This is a genomic window from Neobacillus sp. DFD-2R (assembly GCF_057747865.1).
Genome location: NZ_CM173228.1, coordinates 4,278,230 through 4,293,976 on the forward strand (window position 1 = coordinate 4,278,230; position 15,747 = coordinate 4,293,976).

At 38.2% G+C, this 15,747-nt stretch carries 14 protein-coding genes and 2 riboswitches; of the genes, 5 read left to right on the forward strand and 9 right to left on the reverse strand.

All coding sequences use genetic code 11. The features are described 5' to 3' along the window. Positions 1-126: 126 nt before the first annotated feature. Positions 127-235, reverse strand: a riboswitch (SAM riboswitch). A 75-nt stretch (positions 236-310) separates the two neighbouring features. Further along, a complete protein-coding gene (locus AC3ANV_RS21410; RefSeq protein ID WP_488310678.1) occupies positions 311-1,489 on the reverse strand; it encodes an aminotransferase class I/II-fold pyridoxal phosphate-dependent enzyme in 1,179 nt (392 codons plus the stop codon). A gap of 116 nt (positions 1,490-1,605) precedes the next feature. On the opposite strand from AC3ANV_RS21410, the gene AC3ANV_RS21415 reads away from it, so the two are divergent. Continuing rightward, the gene (locus tag AC3ANV_RS21415; protein ID WP_488310679.1) at positions 1,606-2,391 is read left to right on the forward strand and encodes a carbon-nitrogen family hydrolase; all 786 of its coding nucleotides are present in this window, start codon (positions 1,606-1,608) and stop codon (positions 2,389-2,391) included. Between the two features lie 78 nt (positions 2,392-2,469). Continuing rightward, positions 2,470-2,627: riboswitch (SAM riboswitch) on the forward strand. Positions 2,628-2,727: 100 nt separating this feature from the next. Then, a complete protein-coding gene (gene mtnK, locus AC3ANV_RS21420) occupies positions 2,728-3,912 on the forward strand; it encodes an S-methyl-5-thioribose kinase (RefSeq protein ID WP_488310680.1) in 1,185 nt (394 codons plus the stop codon). A 240-nt stretch (positions 3,913-4,152) separates the two neighbouring features. Here mtnK and AC3ANV_RS21425 read toward each other — a convergent pair whose 3' ends face one another. The 6 genes from AC3ANV_RS21425 to AC3ANV_RS21450 all read right to left on the reverse strand — a co-directional run bounded on the left by AC3ANV_RS21425 (position 4,153) and on the right by AC3ANV_RS21450 (position 11,663). Further along, positions 4,153-6,447 (reverse strand): thiamine pyrophosphate-dependent enzyme, encoded by a 2,295-nt coding sequence (locus AC3ANV_RS21425; RefSeq protein ID WP_488310681.1) that lies wholly within the window; start codon positions 6,445-6,447, stop codon positions 4,153-4,155. Beyond that, complete coding sequence (locus AC3ANV_RS21430) at positions 6,447-7,460, reverse strand: 2-oxoacid:acceptor oxidoreductase family protein (RefSeq protein ID WP_488310682.1); 1,014 nt, start codon at positions 7,458-7,460, stop codon at positions 6,447-6,449. Before AC3ANV_RS21430 ends, AC3ANV_RS21425 begins: the two co-directional genes overlap by 1 nt. A gap of 282 nt (positions 7,461-7,742) precedes the next feature. Then, the gene (locus tag AC3ANV_RS21435) at positions 7,743-8,462 is read right to left on the reverse strand and encodes a LutC/YkgG family protein (protein ID WP_488310683.1); all 720 of its coding nucleotides are present in this window, start codon (positions 8,460-8,462) and stop codon (positions 7,743-7,745) included. Between the two features lie 2 nt (positions 8,463-8,464). Further along, a complete protein-coding gene (locus AC3ANV_RS21440) occupies positions 8,465-9,889 on the reverse strand; it encodes a LutB/LldF family L-lactate oxidation iron-sulfur protein (RefSeq protein WP_488310684.1) in 1,425 nt (474 codons plus the stop codon). A 98-nt stretch (positions 9,890-9,987) separates the two neighbouring features. Then, positions 9,988-10,704 carry a (Fe-S)-binding protein gene (locus AC3ANV_RS21445; protein ID WP_488310685.1) on the reverse strand — a complete coding sequence of 239 codons (717 nt, stop codon included), beginning with the start codon at positions 10,702-10,704 and terminating at the stop codon, positions 9,988-9,990. A 230-nt stretch (positions 10,705-10,934) separates the two neighbouring features. Further along, positions 10,935-11,663, reverse strand: coding sequence for a FadR/GntR family transcriptional regulator (locus tag AC3ANV_RS21450; protein ID WP_488310686.1), 729 nt, complete (start codon positions 11,661-11,663; stop codon positions 10,935-10,937). 260 nt (positions 11,664-11,923) lie between these two features. Between AC3ANV_RS21450 and AC3ANV_RS21455 the strand changes: the two genes are divergently transcribed. Continuing rightward, positions 11,924-13,669, forward strand: coding sequence for a B12-binding domain-containing radical SAM protein (locus tag AC3ANV_RS21455; RefSeq protein ID WP_488310687.1), 1,746 nt, complete (start codon positions 11,924-11,926; stop codon positions 13,667-13,669). A gap of 8 nt (positions 13,670-13,677) precedes the next feature. Here AC3ANV_RS21455 and AC3ANV_RS21460 read toward each other — a convergent pair whose 3' ends face one another. Then, positions 13,678-13,833, reverse strand: coding sequence for a hypothetical protein (locus tag AC3ANV_RS21460; protein WP_488310688.1), 156 nt, complete (start codon positions 13,831-13,833; stop codon positions 13,678-13,680). Further along, positions 13,833-13,994: a hypothetical protein gene (locus tag AC3ANV_RS21465; RefSeq protein ID WP_488314295.1), complete on the reverse strand. Its 162-nt coding sequence runs from the start codon at positions 13,992-13,994 to the stop codon at positions 13,833-13,835. Before AC3ANV_RS21465 ends, AC3ANV_RS21460 begins: the two co-directional genes overlap by 1 nt. Positions 13,995-14,127: 133 nt before the next feature. Here AC3ANV_RS21465 and AC3ANV_RS21470 point away from each other — a divergent pair, with 133 nt between their 5' ends. Both AC3ANV_RS21470 and AC3ANV_RS21475 read left to right on the forward strand, forming a co-directional pair. Then, complete coding sequence (locus AC3ANV_RS21470; RefSeq protein ID WP_488310689.1) at positions 14,128-14,475, forward strand: DUF3905 domain-containing protein; 348 nt, start codon at positions 14,128-14,130, stop codon at positions 14,473-14,475. 101 nt (positions 14,476-14,576) lie between these two features. Next, positions 14,577-15,698 (forward strand): CdaR family transcriptional regulator, encoded by a 1,122-nt coding sequence (locus AC3ANV_RS21475; RefSeq protein ID WP_488310690.1) that lies wholly within the window; start codon positions 14,577-14,579, stop codon positions 15,696-15,698. Positions 15,699-15,747 lie beyond the last annotated feature (49 nt).

Consider the following 15,747-nt stretch of genomic DNA (forward strand, 5'->3'; position numbering starts at 1 on the left):
GCAAGCCCAAAAGGGCGAAGACAGAGGCGTAGTTGCACTTATGCGTTTTTAGAATTTATGGAATAGTTTCTAAATAGCGAAAAAAACCTCTTCGACAGGAAGAGGTTAGCATTACAAACTAACATCTTCTCATCTTTCAGCCTTTCGCTGCAAGAATTAGCACCGTGCTTAACATTAGGTTAAGTCGGTTGCCGGGCTTCATCGGGCTGGTCCCTCCGCCTGCTCTTGATAAGAAAACATCGTATATATTCACTTTAACAATATATTTAACTTTATTTTGAATTATCCCAAAAAAAGAATATTCCGTCAACTATTTTTTGAAAATTTCTAATGAACTCATTCTTTCGATAGCTTCACTTAACCGTTTCTCAGATGTCAATAAACCCACCCGAACAAAACCTTCTCCGAATTCACCGAAGCCAATTCCCGGTGCAACCATGATATGTGCTTGTTCAAGAAGAATGTCGGCAAATTCCTCAGATGTAAGACCATTAGGAACCTTTAACCATGCAAAAAATGATCCTTTTGGTGCCTTAACATCCCAACCAATCGTACGGAGTCCGTCAATCAAGATGTTTCGTCTCCGTTCATAAAGCTCATTTAATTCCCTAACACAATCCTGTGGTCCTAATAATGCAGCTGCAGCAGCTTCCTGAACAGCTCCAAATATGCTTACATAAAGGTGATCCTGTAACAGCTCAATGGCAGCTATAACACTTTCATTACCTACCGCAAAACCAACACGCCATCCTGCCATATTGTACGTTTTTGATAGAGTATAGATCTCGATTCCAACTTCTTTAGCACCATCAATTTGCAGAAAGCTTAGCGGTTTATTACCGTCAAAACCAATAGCTCCATAGGCAAAATCATGGATAACACACACATCATTTTCCCGTGCAAGCGCGACAGTGTCTTCAAAAAACTCTCTGGTAGCCGTAGCCCCTGTTGGATTATTCGGATAATTGAGGAACATTAATTTTGCTTTAGATAACTCTTCTTGAGAAAGTTCATTATAATCCGGTAAGAATTCTTTTTCTTCTTTTAGCGGCATTGTAACCATTTCAGCTTTAGCAAGCGCAACCCCGGACCAATAATCGGGATAGCCCGGGTCTGGAACAAGGATCGTGTCGCCAGGGTTCAATAGGCATTGAGGAATTTCCACTAACCCGGCTTTTCCTCCAAACAAAATCGCTACTTCTTTATCAGGATTAATGGATACCCCATACTCACGAAGATAAAAATCCTCAACAGCCTTTTTTAAATAGGGGTACCCTTGAAATGGCGAATATTTATGATTTACCGGATTTAATGCGGCATCTTGCAGCTTTGCAACAATATGATTGGGAGTAGGCTGATCCGGATTGCCTTGACCCAAATTAATTACATCATGTCCTTGCTCAATAAATTGCCCTACTTTTTTAACAAGTGAAGCAAAAAATTGCTTCGGAAGACTGTTTAATAATTCTGAGGGTGGAAATTGCTTCATCGTTCTCACCTGCTTATGGATTTCATTTTAGTATTGAAATTCTAATCACAAATGATATAACTTTTATATCAGCATGTAAAGTAAAAATTCCGAATTTCCAAATGGGGTGAAAATTCTTGAAATTAAAAATTTCCTGTCTGCAATTGGATATTGCCTTTGGCGATCCTTCTGTAAACTATCAATCAATTGAAAAGCTAATTCAAAAAGTAAGCAGTGATAATCCTGACATTATTGTTCTACCCGAGTTGTGGACTACCGGGTATGACTTAACACGACTTGACGCAATTGCTGACAAAAACGCTGCTAAAACGATAGATTTCCTTAAACAAGCAGCTCAAAAATATCAGGTTCATTTTGTCGGGGGATCCGTAGCAAATCGAGGAGAAACGGGTGTAAAAAACACCCTGCTGATTATAAACAAAAATGGAAAGCTCGTTCACCAATATAGTAAACTTCATCTTTTTAAACTTATGGATGAGCATTTGTATCTGGAACCGGGTACAGAAAAAGGGCTATTTGAACTGGAAGAACGACGGTTTGCAGGAGTCATTTGCTATGATATAAGATTTCCTGAATGGATCCGATCCCATACTGTACAAGGGGCGGAAGCATTATTTGTAGTTGCTGAATGGCCAGCCCCCCGTCTTTCCCACTGGCGGGCATTACTGATTGCCAGGGCAATTGAAAATCAGTGTTTTGTTATCGCTTGTAATCGCTCAGGTCATGACCCTAATAACCAATTTGCCGGGCACTCCATGATTATAGACCCATGGGGTGAAGTGGTTGCAGAAGCCGGCGAAAGCGAGGAAATCCTAACAGCAGAGATAGATTTAGATCATGTAAAGGAAATTCGACAACAGATCCCAATCTTTGAGGATCGAAAACCGGAATACTATAAATAATTTTCAAAAAATATTGACAAAATTAATAATCTGCTGATATCATTTTCAGCAGATTAAATACATTGAAATATATTTTTTCTCTTATCATGAGCTGGCTGAGGGATTTGGCCCTTTGAAGCCCAGCAACCGACCATAATACCATTGCGAAATGGGGCGCAGTAAATAGCGCCGGGGGGTTCCCCTTTAAGGCACGGTGCTAATTCCAACAGAAAGTTATCCTTTCTGAGAGATAAGAGGTGCGAAGTATTATTGTCTTCGGAGCCTCTTTCAGATGAGAAAGAGGCTTTGTTGTGTTGAAAATACGACAAAGCCTCCAAAAATTAGGAGGAAGTTAATATGAGTCTACTAAAACAAGAATTTTACCAGCCATTGACTGAAGCTACTGCTATACAGCTGGCAACTGAATTAAACCTATTTGATAAACATGCAAATTTATCCTGCAGAGAAATTGGCGATGGAAATCTCAACCTGGTTTTTCATATTGTGGATCAAAACAAAAGAAAAAGCATTATTATTAAGCAAGCACTTCCTTATGCAAAAGTCGTCGGGGAAAGCTGGCCATTAACAGTTAAAAGAGCGAAAATTGAAGCAGATGCTTTAAAGGTATTTGGGCATATTGCTTCTGAATACGTTCCAATCGTTTATTACACTGACGATTTGCTAGCGGTTACCGTTATGGAAGACCTCTCCCATCTTACCATTGCAAGAAGAGGCTTCATCAACGGAAATACCTATCCGTTAATTGCAAAACATCTTGGTGTGTATCTGGCTAAGACATTATTCTACACATCAGATTATGCTCTTGGCCCGTCTGAAAAAAAAGAACAGGTTCAAAAGTTTATCAACCCTGAGCTTTGCAAAATTACCGAAGACCTTATTTTCACAGATCCATATTTCAATGCTGAAACGAACGATTTTGAATCTGGTTTACAGAAAGATGTTGAAGCTATTTGGAATGATGATGAACTGAAATTTCATGTTTCTGTATTGAAAAAAAGCTTTTTAACCGAAACTGAAGTGCTCCTACACGGTGATCTGCATACAGGAAGTATTTTTGCGGATGAATCGGGAACAAAAGTAATTGATCCCGAATTTGCCTTCTACGGCCCTGCCGGTTTTGATATCGGTCAAGTAGTAGCGAATCTACTTTTTCAAGTGATCGTAAACAATGTAAACCGTGACATTTTTCTATATCATATTGAAACAGTATGGAAGGTTTTTGAAGGACAGTTTATTCAGCTCTGGGAAACAGAAAACAAAGAAGAACTTTCGAAATCTAAGAAATTTCTTTCTCATTTATTAACAAAATATTTTGAAGATTCCCTTGGCTTTGCAGGCTGTGAGTTGATTAGAAGAACTGTCGGGCTGGCACATGTAGCTGATTTGGATAGCATCGAGAATGAAGGAATTCGTTTAAATGCGAAACGTAAAGCATTAGAACTGGGGAAAATCCTTATTAAACAACGAAATGAAATAGCTAACCTTACATCGTTCCTCTCCACAATTAGAGAAGTACTTTAAACGTTTAATGTATAAGTCTTTTTCCAAGGCTCTTTTCGTAAACTTTGTTGCTTTTGAAGCTTAATAAAGTTCATTTACTAAGTTTCTAGGCAATTTTCGCAAATGTTCTTACGAAAAGATGACACGAAGCTTCTAATTGTACCGGTTGATAAACTTATACGAAAAACAACAATCTATGCGAAAATAGCCTTTTCCAACCATAAAAAACGCAAAGCGTGAAATCCCGCTTTGCGTTTTAAATTATAACATTGGATTTTCATCTTTAGCTTTAAGTCGCTGCCACCTTTTTTCTACTTCCGCTTCAAACTCTTCTAACAATGGTTTGTTTTCATCTTTTAGGAGGTGTTTGGTTTTCCCCATATACGTTAACCAATCGCTTAAAGGAATACGCTTGTTTTTCTCTTCCGGATTATAAGTAATCGTTGTAATCCCTTGTTCCACTTCATAAAGCGGGAAGAAGCAAGAATTTACTGCTGCTTCAACGATAGTTGTACCGTAACGGTCATCAGATTTCCAGTTTAATGGACAGGTAATTAAGATTTTTCCATAAACGGTTCCTACATTTTGCGCATACCACTGTGCTTTAGCACCTTTTTTAATCAAATCTTGTGGAAAGGCCTCCGAACCTGTAAATACATAAGGAATATTCGTTGCAGCCATGATTTGAGCTGTATCCTTATGATGGAATGCTTTTCCGCGTTGTTTTTTACCTACACCCGATGTGCTAGTCATATGACCGATTGGTGTTGAATAAGACATTTGCGAACCGGTATTCATGTAACCTTCATTATCATATTCAAGCATGATCAACTTATGTCCACGAAGGGCAGTTCCAATTGCTGAGCCCATACCGATGTCCATACCGCCATCACCTGTAATCATGACAAACGTTGCATCCTCAGAAACTTGAATTTCACCACGTCGTTTTAATTCCATGAATGCCTCGACTGTACCTGATAATGTAGCTGCACCGTTCTGGAACAGGTTGTGCATCATCGTTTGCTTATGTGAAGTGTTTGGATAGGACGTGGTTGTTACATATGCACAGCCTGTTTGGAATAGAGTAACAATATCTCCTTCAATTCCTTTAAAGAATAATTCAAGTCCTGCAAAAATTCCGCATCCAGGACATGCACCGTGCCCTGATGCAATACGTTTCGGTTTTGAAGTCAGCGCACGAAGCGGTGGAATTTTCACCTTTAATTTATTGGTTTCTTCATCCATTTTCACATCAATTAAACCTGACTTAAATACATCTCCATGCTGTGGTAATATGACAGGTTTAAGGATTTTTTCCGGGTTACCGGGAACATGACCATAGTAATCAAATGGCTTTTCAGCGTAGCCTTTTTCCATTGCATCAATCGCCATTTCAAAGAAGCTTTGTGCATCACTTGCATAGAAATCTTTTCCGCCAAGGCCAAATACACGGCTTAATACGATTGTTTGATTCCCGCGGTCATCCTGCAGGGCAGATTTCACTTCATGGGTTAAATTTGGACCATTTGCACCATAGGAATCCGCACGTTCTCCAACTAATAATGCTTTAACATTTTTAAGTGCCTCGCGTATTTTATCCGCCGGGAATGGACGGATAATATTAGGACTGATAACACCGGCTTTGATCCCTTTTTCACGGAGCTGATCGACAACATCTTTAGCAGATTCGGCTGCAGAGTTTAATAGGAATAAAGCTACTTCAGCATCTTCCATTTTATATAAATCGAGAACCGGATATTCTCTTCCGGAAATCTTCGCATATTCCGCTGCAACTTCTCTGAAGACCTCACCGGCATTATACATCGCTTCAGATTGCTGAAAATGGTTGTTATGGAAATCATCTCCACTCATATGAGCACCGATGGTAACCGGTTTTTTCGGATCTCTTGCAAAATTATAATCAGTTGGACATTCTCCAACAAATTGCTGAACAACGTTACGGTCCTTGAAGAATTCTACTCTCCGTTTTTGATGTGAGGTAAAGAACCCATCATAGGCAACAATAACCGGTAAGCGAACTTTTGAGTGTTCAGCAATTTTAAGTGCCATGATGTTCATATCATACACAGCTTGAGGAGTTTTAGCTGTTAAAATAACCCAGCCAGTATTCAATGCATAATAAAGATCGGAATGGTCTCCCCTGATATCAAGTGGGCCACTAACCGCACGAGTAACGAGATTCATGACCATTGGGAAACGTGTTCCTGATTGAACAGGAAGCTGTTCAATCATATATAATAAACCATTGGCACTCGTTGCATTAAACACACGTGCACCCGTTGCAGCTGCACCATAGCAAATACCGGCTGAACCGTGCTCGCCATCTGCAGGAATAAGCTTAATATCATGTTCGCCGCGTGTTTTCATTTGATCTAAAAATTGTGCTACTTCTGTTGAAGGTGTAATTGGGAAATATCCCATGATATGATAATTTATTTGTGCTGCAGCCATGGCAGCCATTTCATTTCCGGACTCAAAGGTAGAAATCTGTTCGGCTATGCTTTGGGCTGTTAATTTTTCTTCTAAAATTGACATTAGAAACTACCTCCTGCTATATAAGGAAAGTTTTGCTTCACACGGTTTTCATCAGCATAACCAATCATTTCGCGAAGATCACCAAGTGCATCGGTTGGACATGCTTCCACACATTTTAAGCAGCCTTTGCAATATTGGTAATCAATACCTTTAAGAAACATCTGTTTTCTGCCGCGCTTATCTTCTCCTTCTTCCCAAACAAAACAAAAATCCGGACAAACGTTATCGCACGCTGCACAGTGAATACATTTTTCTTGTTGGTACTCAGGCAGGAATCCTTGTCTAGAACCGCTTAAATCTTTTAAGATACTATTCGCTTGGGCAGTCATGACTCCACCTATTTCCTGAGTCAAAAACCCGAGCTGTGGCAGTGGCCGTGTGAAACTTTTACCTTCAGCACCAACAGGTACTTCATAGGTTTTAAATTGGACTTCATTATATCCGCGATCAAATGTACGAATATTTGGTTCAACCAGATGTGGATATTTCTTTGTAAAAGTTTTTCGGATAACATCTCTCATTGACTCAGGATCGAGAAATTCACAAATTCGATATAACGCACCAAGCATTGCTGTATTTACTTTTGTTTTTTCCTCAACAGCGATCGTTAAGGCATCAACAATCGCAAGCGTACCATATTCTAATTGTAAATCTTTTTTCACATCATCAAAATCTCTCGAAGTATTTACCAAAACGATACCATCTGCATTCAATCCGCTTACAACATCGACTGTTCTGTATAGTGCTTCATGGAAAACGCCTACAATATGCGGTTGTTCAATAGGACTATGATCTCTAATTTCCACCTTCGGTTCACAAAAACGGATGAAGCTTTTTACAGGTGATCCTTTTTTTTCAGAGCCATAGGATGAAAAATTAGATCCTTTTAGTCCGAGGCTTAAAACTCCAGCTTCCGCCAACATCTTTCCGGCAAGGTTAGCACCCAGCCCCCCAATTGATTCTAAACGGATTTCAAAAAATCCCAGTTCATTTTTCTTTGGTAAGATTGACATATTCTCCCTCCCAATATAAGAAAGGTGTAAACACCTTCTAAAAAAACATAAAAAAATAACTTCCCCAAAGTTATTGTAGGGCAACCATTTTTATAATGCTGTGATAAAAGTCAAACATAGAGAAAAAAATTTTATAACACATTATTTTTTTCTAAAAAATCCTTTATTTTATATAGCTTTTTTACGCTTCCTTAATTATATAACAGCAAAAAATCTGTAATAAAACAGTTAGTTTTCTCCTCCCAAAAATAAAGATCTGCCTCCAAAAAAGAGGCAGACCTTTTACAAATCATTTATAACAATATAAGATGCTTTAACAGGGCCGTGTACACCAACAACCAGGTTTAGCTCAATATCTGCTGAATTACTGGGTCCGGTTATAAAGTTAATGCAGGATGCAACCTGCCCGGTCTTTTGATGAATTTCCCGCATTTTTTTTGCGGCTTGAGTAATCCTCGGAACTAGTGTGCTTTTGGGAATAAGCACTATTGAAGTTGCAGGCAAAAAGCTTACCGTTCTTCCTTTATTTTCATCACTAAAAAGGACAACCGTTCCGGACTCAGCAAGGGTAATTTCACTAATGGTTAGCCCTACATTTGCCTGTTCAGCTTTACGAATGTTTTGTTCTCCTAATGTGAAATCCCACTCATAAACTTCAATATTTTGATCCGGCCACTCTTTTTTCATTAGGTAATCGAGGCCCCATTGGGAAAAACGCTCATCCTTCCACGTAACAACCGGGCCGCCGCCATAGTTTGCAACTATATCGCTTAGGATTGCGGGTAATTCTTTACTGTCTGTAATATAGAGGTTTGTATGGATCTTCCTACATTGTTCTTTCAATACTTCCAACAATTCGTCCTGTGAAGCATCTTTTAACACTTCAAATTGAGGTTGAAATTTCCAGCTTGGCCGTTCAACGGGAGAGGAAATACGCGGGCGGTTAAGACGGCTGGCAATTTGATTTAAAAATTTATCCCGATTTTGAATCGTACCTACCATGATTATTTGCCTCCTTTTTCACGGTTGTTAAACCAATCCCTGAATCTCTCTTTATTCGGAGCCGGAAAATCACGGATATCTGTCCATGCTTTTAAAGGTCCCGGCCCTTTGGAAATCTTGTCCCCTACAGTGAATGGGTTCATAGCTGTTGGTGCAATTTTTGAACCTAATTTATATAGAGCAGGAGAAGCAGCACCTAAGCCAAAAGCCTTCATTGCCAGTTTTTCAGAAATTGGTGCTTTGCCTTCTTTTTCAACAATGATCTCACGATGTTTATGAAGTAGGTTATGTAACGGTATTTTTACCGGACAAACCTCTGTGCAAGCACCACAAAGTGTAGAAGCATAGGGCAGTTCTTTATATTCGTTATACCCGCCTAATAATGGTGATAATACCGCTCCAATCGGTCCGGAATAAATGGAACCATAAGAATGTCCGCCAACATGACGATACACCGGGCAGGCATTTATACAAGCCGCACAACGGATACATTGCAAAACGGATTGAAATTCTCCGCCAAGAATATTAGATCTCCCATTATCGACAATCACAAGATGGAATTCCTCCGGACCATCAATATCCAATTCCTCACGTGGTCCTGTTAATACGGTAATATAGCTAGTTAACTTTTGTCCGACAGCACTTCTTGTTAATAAGCTGACCAGGACTTCCATTTCTTCAAAGGTAGGAACAAGTCTTTCCATTCCCATAACCGTAATTTGCGTTTTTGGAAGTGCGGTTACTAAATCTGCATTTCCCTCGTTTGTAACTAAACTAAAAGACCCTGTTTCAGCAACAGCAAAGTTACACCCCGTAATCCCAATATCAGCAGTGAGGTATGACTTGCGAAGCGTTTCACGGGCATGCCAGGCCAGCTCCTCAGGTTTTGATGTTTTGGTATACCCAATTTTCTCTGTAAAAACATCATGAATTTGCTCTTTATTTTTATGAAGCGCGGGAACAACGATATGCGATGGCGGATCATGGTCATCAATTTGAAGAATGTATTCACCAAGGTCCGTTTCAATGACTTCACACCCTTCTTTCTCCAACATGGCATTTAAGCTGATTTCCTCGGTAACCATTGATTTAGATTTTACAATTTTCTTTGCATTTTTCTTTTGTACCACTCCACGTATATAATCGTTTGCTTCCTCCTTGGTTTGAGCAAAAAATACATGCCCACCCCGTTTAGCAACATTCTCACTTAATTGCTCCAAATAATAATCCAAATGCTGCAGTACATGCTGCCGTATTTCTTCCCCATGTGCACGCCAGTCTTCCCAGTTTCCTAATTCTTCAGTTGCGATTCGCCTTTTCATACTCATTCCGTCCTGTGCACCGGCAACGGCACCGCGCATAAAGCCATCATGAATTCCTTTATCAACACGTACTTTAAATTTATCCGTGCCAATCTTCATTGACATACGACTATTCCTCCACCCTTTAAAAATATAATTTAAGAACCGGTTATTCCTCTAATTCTAGTAATTAGCTAACGGAGACAACGTATCTATTTTTTTTATCAACGGCTGTTTAAAACTTCTGCAATATGCATCACTTTGATCGGCTTTCCTTTTCTTTCGATTCGCCCGCCGATATTCATTAAGCAGGCTGCATCTGCACCAATTAAGTAGTCCGCACCTGTTTCTTCAACGTGACGCACTTTTTCATCAACCATTTGCTCCGAGATTTGCGCCATTTTGACTGAAAAAGTTCCACCGAATCCACAGCATTGATCCTTCCCCGGTAATTCAGTAAACTTTAGCCCTTGTACATTTTCCAACAAAGTCACCGGAGCTTTTTTAACCCCTAACAATCTCGTCATATGGCAGGATGTATGGTAAGTAACAGTTCCTTCAAATCGGGCACCGACATCCTCTACTTTTAGGACATCCACAATGAATTGTGTAAGCTCAAATGTTTTTTCTGCCAGTTTTTTTGCTTTAGATTCCCATACAGGGTCTCCTTTAAAAATATGAGGATATTCATGAAACATATATGCACAAGAACCCGATGGAGACACAACATATTCCGCATCACTAAACGTCTCAATCATTCGTTTCATCGCTTCTTTTGACTCTTTCACATAGCCGCTGTTATATGCAGGCTGTCCGCAACAAACCTGGGATTCCGGAAAATCGATTTCGCATCCAAGTCTTTCAAGTAATTCCACAGTTGCTTTACCTACATTGCTTTGAAACATATCCACTATACAAGTTGCAAAAAGAGTAACCTTCATATTTCTCTCCCTCTCTTATTAATCTCTCAATTATCTCATTTTACCTCATATCTGGTTAACAGGTCATCTGATGATTGGTGTAAAATTAGTTACCTATTTTTAATATCTCAATATTACAATAAAACCCCTCAGAATAGAAAGGGCTTTCATAAAAAACATTTTATTTCTAAGTTAAATAGAAAAACTACGGTTCCCATGAATTTTAGACCACAGTTTTTCTTCTATCTTAGTTATTTAGCTAAATTGGTATGTTGAAAATACTTTTTTAAGATTGACTCTACATTTTCGAGGTGAACAAGCATAAAATTCCTTGCTTTTTCTTCGTCCTCATCCTTTATTGCTTGATAAATAGCCATATGCTCATCATAAAGACGTTCTAATGTTGTCTGTTTTGAAAAAAGCCAAACCTTCCTCGTTTCTCTCATTGTTTCTCCCATTAAACCGGAAACATGATTCATTAAGCTCATCAAAAGCTGGTTTTGTGCCGCTTCAGCTATGGCTAAATGGAATTGTAAATCTGCTTTTTCCCCTAACTCTTCATCACCGTGTGCTCTCTTCATCTCTTCAAGAGCACTCTCCATCAATGCTAGATGCTGATTCGTTCTCTTTTTCGCTGCTACTGTTGCAGTACCGCATTCAATAATCTTACGAACCTCTAAAAGTTGGGCTATATCATCTTTATTCATTAAGATTGCCGTTGATAATGGAAAGGTAATTTGCTCTGATTCAAATTCTTTTATATAGGTACCTTCCCCTTGCTTCATATCAATAAGTCCAATCGCCCGTAATGAAGTTAAAGCTTCACGGATCGCCGAACGGCCAACTTGAAAGTTTTCAGCAAGTTGTTGAACAGAATCAAGTTTATCACCAGGCTTTAACTGACCGGACCGAATCATTTCATAGATAGCTTCAGCTACCTCTTCATAGATTTTCTTCGGTTTAATTTTTTTATATTCCATCTTTCCAGCCCCTAACAAACATATCGTCCATTTTGACGCACCTTTATTATACATTTTTCTGCAAGATGTGCATCAAAACTTTACTTTATTCTATAAAAAACATCTTTTTACTATATTAAACATGAAAACCAAAAAAATCTCAAAAAAACAAAGGGGCGTCCTGCATGAAGGCACATTCTATTGTTTGATACCTATTCTATTTGCCTAGAATAGGTTATAATGAAATATTGTTTTCCATTTTATTTTAAGGAGATTTTTTAATGAACGTCATTTGTTCCACCCTGAACGCCAAGTACATTCATACTAACTTGGCTATTCGCTATTTAAGGGCATATGCTTTCCCTGAATTTACAATACAAATTAAAGAATATACAATTAAAGACCCCGTCATGAACATTGTCACGGATCTCTATCAACAAAGGCCCACCGTTATTGGCTTCAGTTGTTACATTTGGAATATCGAGGAAACCATTAAGGTTGTTAATATGATAAAGAAAATTGACCCGGCGATCTTAATTGTATTAGGGGGACCTGAGGTTACTTATGATACAGCTGAATGGATGGAAAAAATTGTGAATGTCGATTTTATTGTCATTGGTGAAGGTGAACAAACATTTAAGCAGTTGCTTACCGAAGTCGAATCAACCAATAATTATAGGAATGTACCTGGTTTAGCTTATCGGAATAATGGCAAAGTAATGATTACACCCCAAATAAATAAGCTTGATTTAAAGGATCTTCCTTCACCCTACCGCTTTCCTGAGGATCTTCCACATTTGGGTAAACGTGTCACTTATATTGAAACAAGCCGTGGCTGCCCTTTTAGCTGCCAATTTTGCCTGTCGTCAATTGAAGTTGGGGTCCGTTATTTTGACAGAGAGAAAATTAAAGAAGATATTCGTTATTTAATGACCTCAGGTGCTAAAACAATCAAGTTTGTGGACAGGACATTTAATATCAGCCGAAGTTATGCAATGGAAATGTTTCGCTTCCTAATTGATGAACATTTACCCGGTACCGTCTTTCAATTTGAAATCACTGCAGATATTATGCGACCCGAGGTAATTGAATTCTTAAATCAAGAAGCGCCAAAAGGACTATTCCGTTTTGAAATCGGGGTACAATCCACCAACGATTACACGAACGAGTTGGTTATGCGGAAACAAAATTTCGCAAAACTAACAAGAACTGTCACATTGGTAAAAGAAGGAAGAAAGATAGACCAGCATCTCGATTTAATTGCGGGGCTACCTGAAGAAGATTACTCATCTTTTAGAAAAACATTCAATGATGTGTTTGAACTCCGCCCTGAGGAATTGCAATTAGGATTTTTAAAAATGCTGCGTGGAACCGGTGTACGTCTTCGTGCTGCAGATCATCAATATATTTTTATGGATCATTCACCATATGAAATTTTAGGGAATAATGTTCTCTCCTTTAATGATATTGTCAAAATCAAGCAGGTAGAAGATGTATTAGAAAAATACTGGAATGATCATCGAATGGATCAAACGGTCGAATATTTAGTTTCGAATGTATTTGCCTCTCCATTTGATTTTTTCCAACAATTCGGCTCTTACTGGGACGAGCAAGGTTGGTCAAGAATAGGTCATCAGCTAGAAGATTTATACCGCAGGCTGTATTCCTTTCTCAAAAAACAAACAGTCAAAGACATGGATTTCATTATTGGATTGATGAAATACGATTATTTAAGGAATCATAAATACAAGCCGAGGAAGCCTTGGTGGGAAGTAAGCTTTGATAAAGAAAAACGAGTCCAATTATACAAGCGAATCACTGAAAATCCTTTATTGTTAGGAAAGTCATTTATGGAACTTGGCCTTGATGAAAAAGATCTATTTAAACATACAATGCTTGAAGAGCTTACATTTGACCTTACAAAATATTTAAAATCAGGTAAGATTGAAAAACAACCTTCCTGCTTGTTAGCCTATTTTGATCCAAAAAATGAACAAACACTTATTTTTTCATTTAATATCATGTAGAAAGCCAGCTATAATCGCCGGCTTTCTTTTTTACTTTTATCTATTTTCTTTTTCCCTTGTGATGTTAATGGGAGGTCGTAAAGTTTTATTCCATTCACATCTCCAAATTCGATGCTAAATTCCTCATTAGGGATAAGTGAGGTCGATTTACGGCGGTGTTCCATTAACCTCTTCCTTTTTTTCCTAATTTCGAATTGCGGTTTGCTCCCCTTATAGCATTATTATTATCGGTAAATTCCGCTGAGAATTCACTTTCCTGTATATTTTTATCTGGGGTTTTAGAATACTTTTTAACTGCATCAAATTCTGCTTTACGTTTTGCCATCATCTATTCCTCCCTTAAATTATCTTACTCACCTATTTTTCAACAAAATCCCTTTAATCATTCGTTTCCTTATTTTTCTTAAAATAAATTTGCTTAGCAGGTAGAAAATAAAGAAAAACAGGAGTGAATCAATATGGATAATAGTAACCAAAAGCAAGAATCGATAAGTGTAAACGAAACCTTACCACATCAAATAAATACACCTAGCTTTAAAGGTACAGGTATAAAAATTGAGCCTCCATTTGTCAATAAACACGGTGTGACGATTGGTGACAGCTTTTATGCCTCTTCAAATTCTCCATTAGAAAAATGGTCGGATGAAACCGACCCGGCGATCATGTCCGGAGATGAGTGGGTTCATCCGACAAATGATATTGGTTGGAATACTACTGAAAACCGCGAGTTGCTTGAAAGTAAAAGAAAACCTCAAGCTACTCCTTTTATGCATCCGACAAAAGATGTCGGTCAAGGAAGTGATTAAACCGGGAATATTACCCGGTTTTTCTGTGATCAAAAATCCTTCATAGCCCGATAAAAGCAGTTCTTATATAATAAGAGCAGAGAGTAATCGGAGGTGGAATCATGTTACTGCCTGAGCTTGCTGAAAAGATTGTGAAGGAAGTTAGAAAATTAATCGATGAGGATATTATCGTGGTTAATACAGACGGCAATATTATCGCAAGTACTGACAACTCAAGAGTGGGGACCTTCCACGAAGGAGCATTGATTGCCTCACGCAATAAGAAAAAGCTTATTTTCACTCAAGATGATCAAAAGAAATTGGTCGGGGTTAAAGCCGGCATAAATTTTCCGATATTTTTTCAAAATGATGTCATTGGGGTAATCGGAATAACCGGAGAACCCGGTAAGGTAACGATGTTTGGTGAAATTATCCGTAAAATGACGGAACTGCTTATTAGTGAAAATTATTATTTTGAACAGTTTGATTGGCATTCCCGTGCACTTGAATCATTTGTGATGGACTGGATTCAATCTAAAGAATGGGACAGTTCTTTTTATAATAGAGCCGAGCTATTATCCATTAACCTGGATGTTCCTCGGACTGTAGCGATAATTGAGTTTTTAGGTTTAAATTCTCCGCTTTCAAGAGATATTTGGTCTTCTATTCTCAATTGGTTTCATCAAAATAATAAAGAAGTTGCTGTCCGTACAGGAAATGAAAGAATTGTTCTCCTCTTAGATTGCTCAAGCGATTCTTCCCGGCTTAAAATTGAAAAAAGACTAAACCATTTTATTCAGTTTATAAACAAAAATTTTGGCATCCAAACCTTTACAGGAGTAGGTCAACTGGCAAATTCGGGCGAAGTTCGAAACTCCTTTCGACAGGCAGAAAGAGCGTTAAAAATTGCAAACCGGAAAATAAATTTAATCTTTGATGAAGACTTAACGCTTGAAATGGTAATTAGCGAACTCAGTCCAAAAACAAAGGCGGAATTTATTAACCGCACCATTGGCTCGATATTATCTGAACATGAGCTTTTAGAAACAATAAAAGAATTATTTATGCAAAATTATTCGTTAAAAAATACTTCCAAAAAATTACATATTCACATCAACACATTACATTACCGGTTGAAAAAAACGGAAGGATTAACAAATTTGAATCCAAATAACATACGAGATTTATTAACTCTTTATATGTCCATCCTCTTTTTGGATGAACAAACAAAAATATTCCATTAATTCTCCGATTTTTCATATGTTTATCCATAGCAGGCGAAAGCCTGTTTTT

Coding starts and splice junctions, on each gene's coding strand:
- AC3ANV_RS21455 (WP_488310687.1), top strand. CDS start 11,924: ATGAACGTCATTTGTTCCACCCTGAACGCCAAGTACATTCATACTAAC.
- AC3ANV_RS21425 (WP_488310681.1), bottom strand. CDS start 6,447: ATGTCAATTTTAGAAGAAAAATTAACAGCCCAAAGCATAGCCGAACAG.
- AC3ANV_RS21445 (WP_488310685.1), bottom strand. CDS start 10,704: ATGAAGGTTACTCTTTTTGCAACTTGTATAGTGGATATGTTTCAAAGC.
- mtnK (WP_488310680.1), top strand. CDS start 2,728: ATGAGTCTACTAAAACAAGAATTTTACCAGCCATTGACTGAAGCTACT.
- AC3ANV_RS21475 (WP_488310690.1), top strand. CDS start 14,577: ATGTTACTGCCTGAGCTTGCTGAAAAGATTGTGAAGGAAGTTAGAAAA.
- AC3ANV_RS21450 (WP_488310686.1), bottom strand. CDS start 11,663: ATGGAATATAAAAAAATTAAACCGAAGAAAATCTATGAAGAGGTAGCT.
- AC3ANV_RS21440 (WP_488310684.1), bottom strand. CDS start 9,889: ATGTCAATGAAGATTGGCACGGATAAATTTAAAGTACGTGTTGATAAA.
- AC3ANV_RS21430 (WP_488310682.1), bottom strand. CDS start 7,460: ATGTCAATCTTACCAAAGAAAAATGAACTGGGATTTTTTGAAATCCGT.
- AC3ANV_RS21435 (WP_488310683.1), bottom strand. CDS start 8,462: ATGGTAGGTACGATTCAAAATCGGGATAAATTTTTAAATCAAATTGCC.
- AC3ANV_RS21465 (WP_488314295.1), bottom strand. CDS start 13,994: ATGGCAAAACGTAAAGCAGAATTTGATGCAGTTAAAAAGTATTCTAAA.
- AC3ANV_RS21470 (WP_488310689.1), top strand. CDS start 14,128: ATGGATAATAGTAACCAAAAGCAAGAATCGATAAGTGTAAACGAAACC.
- AC3ANV_RS21410 (WP_488310678.1), bottom strand. CDS start 1,489: ATGAAGCAATTTCCACCCTCAGAATTATTAAACAGTCTTCCGAAGCAA.
- AC3ANV_RS21460 (WP_488310688.1), bottom strand. CDS start 13,833: ATGGAACACCGCCGTAAATCGACCTCACTTATCCCTAATGAGGAATTT.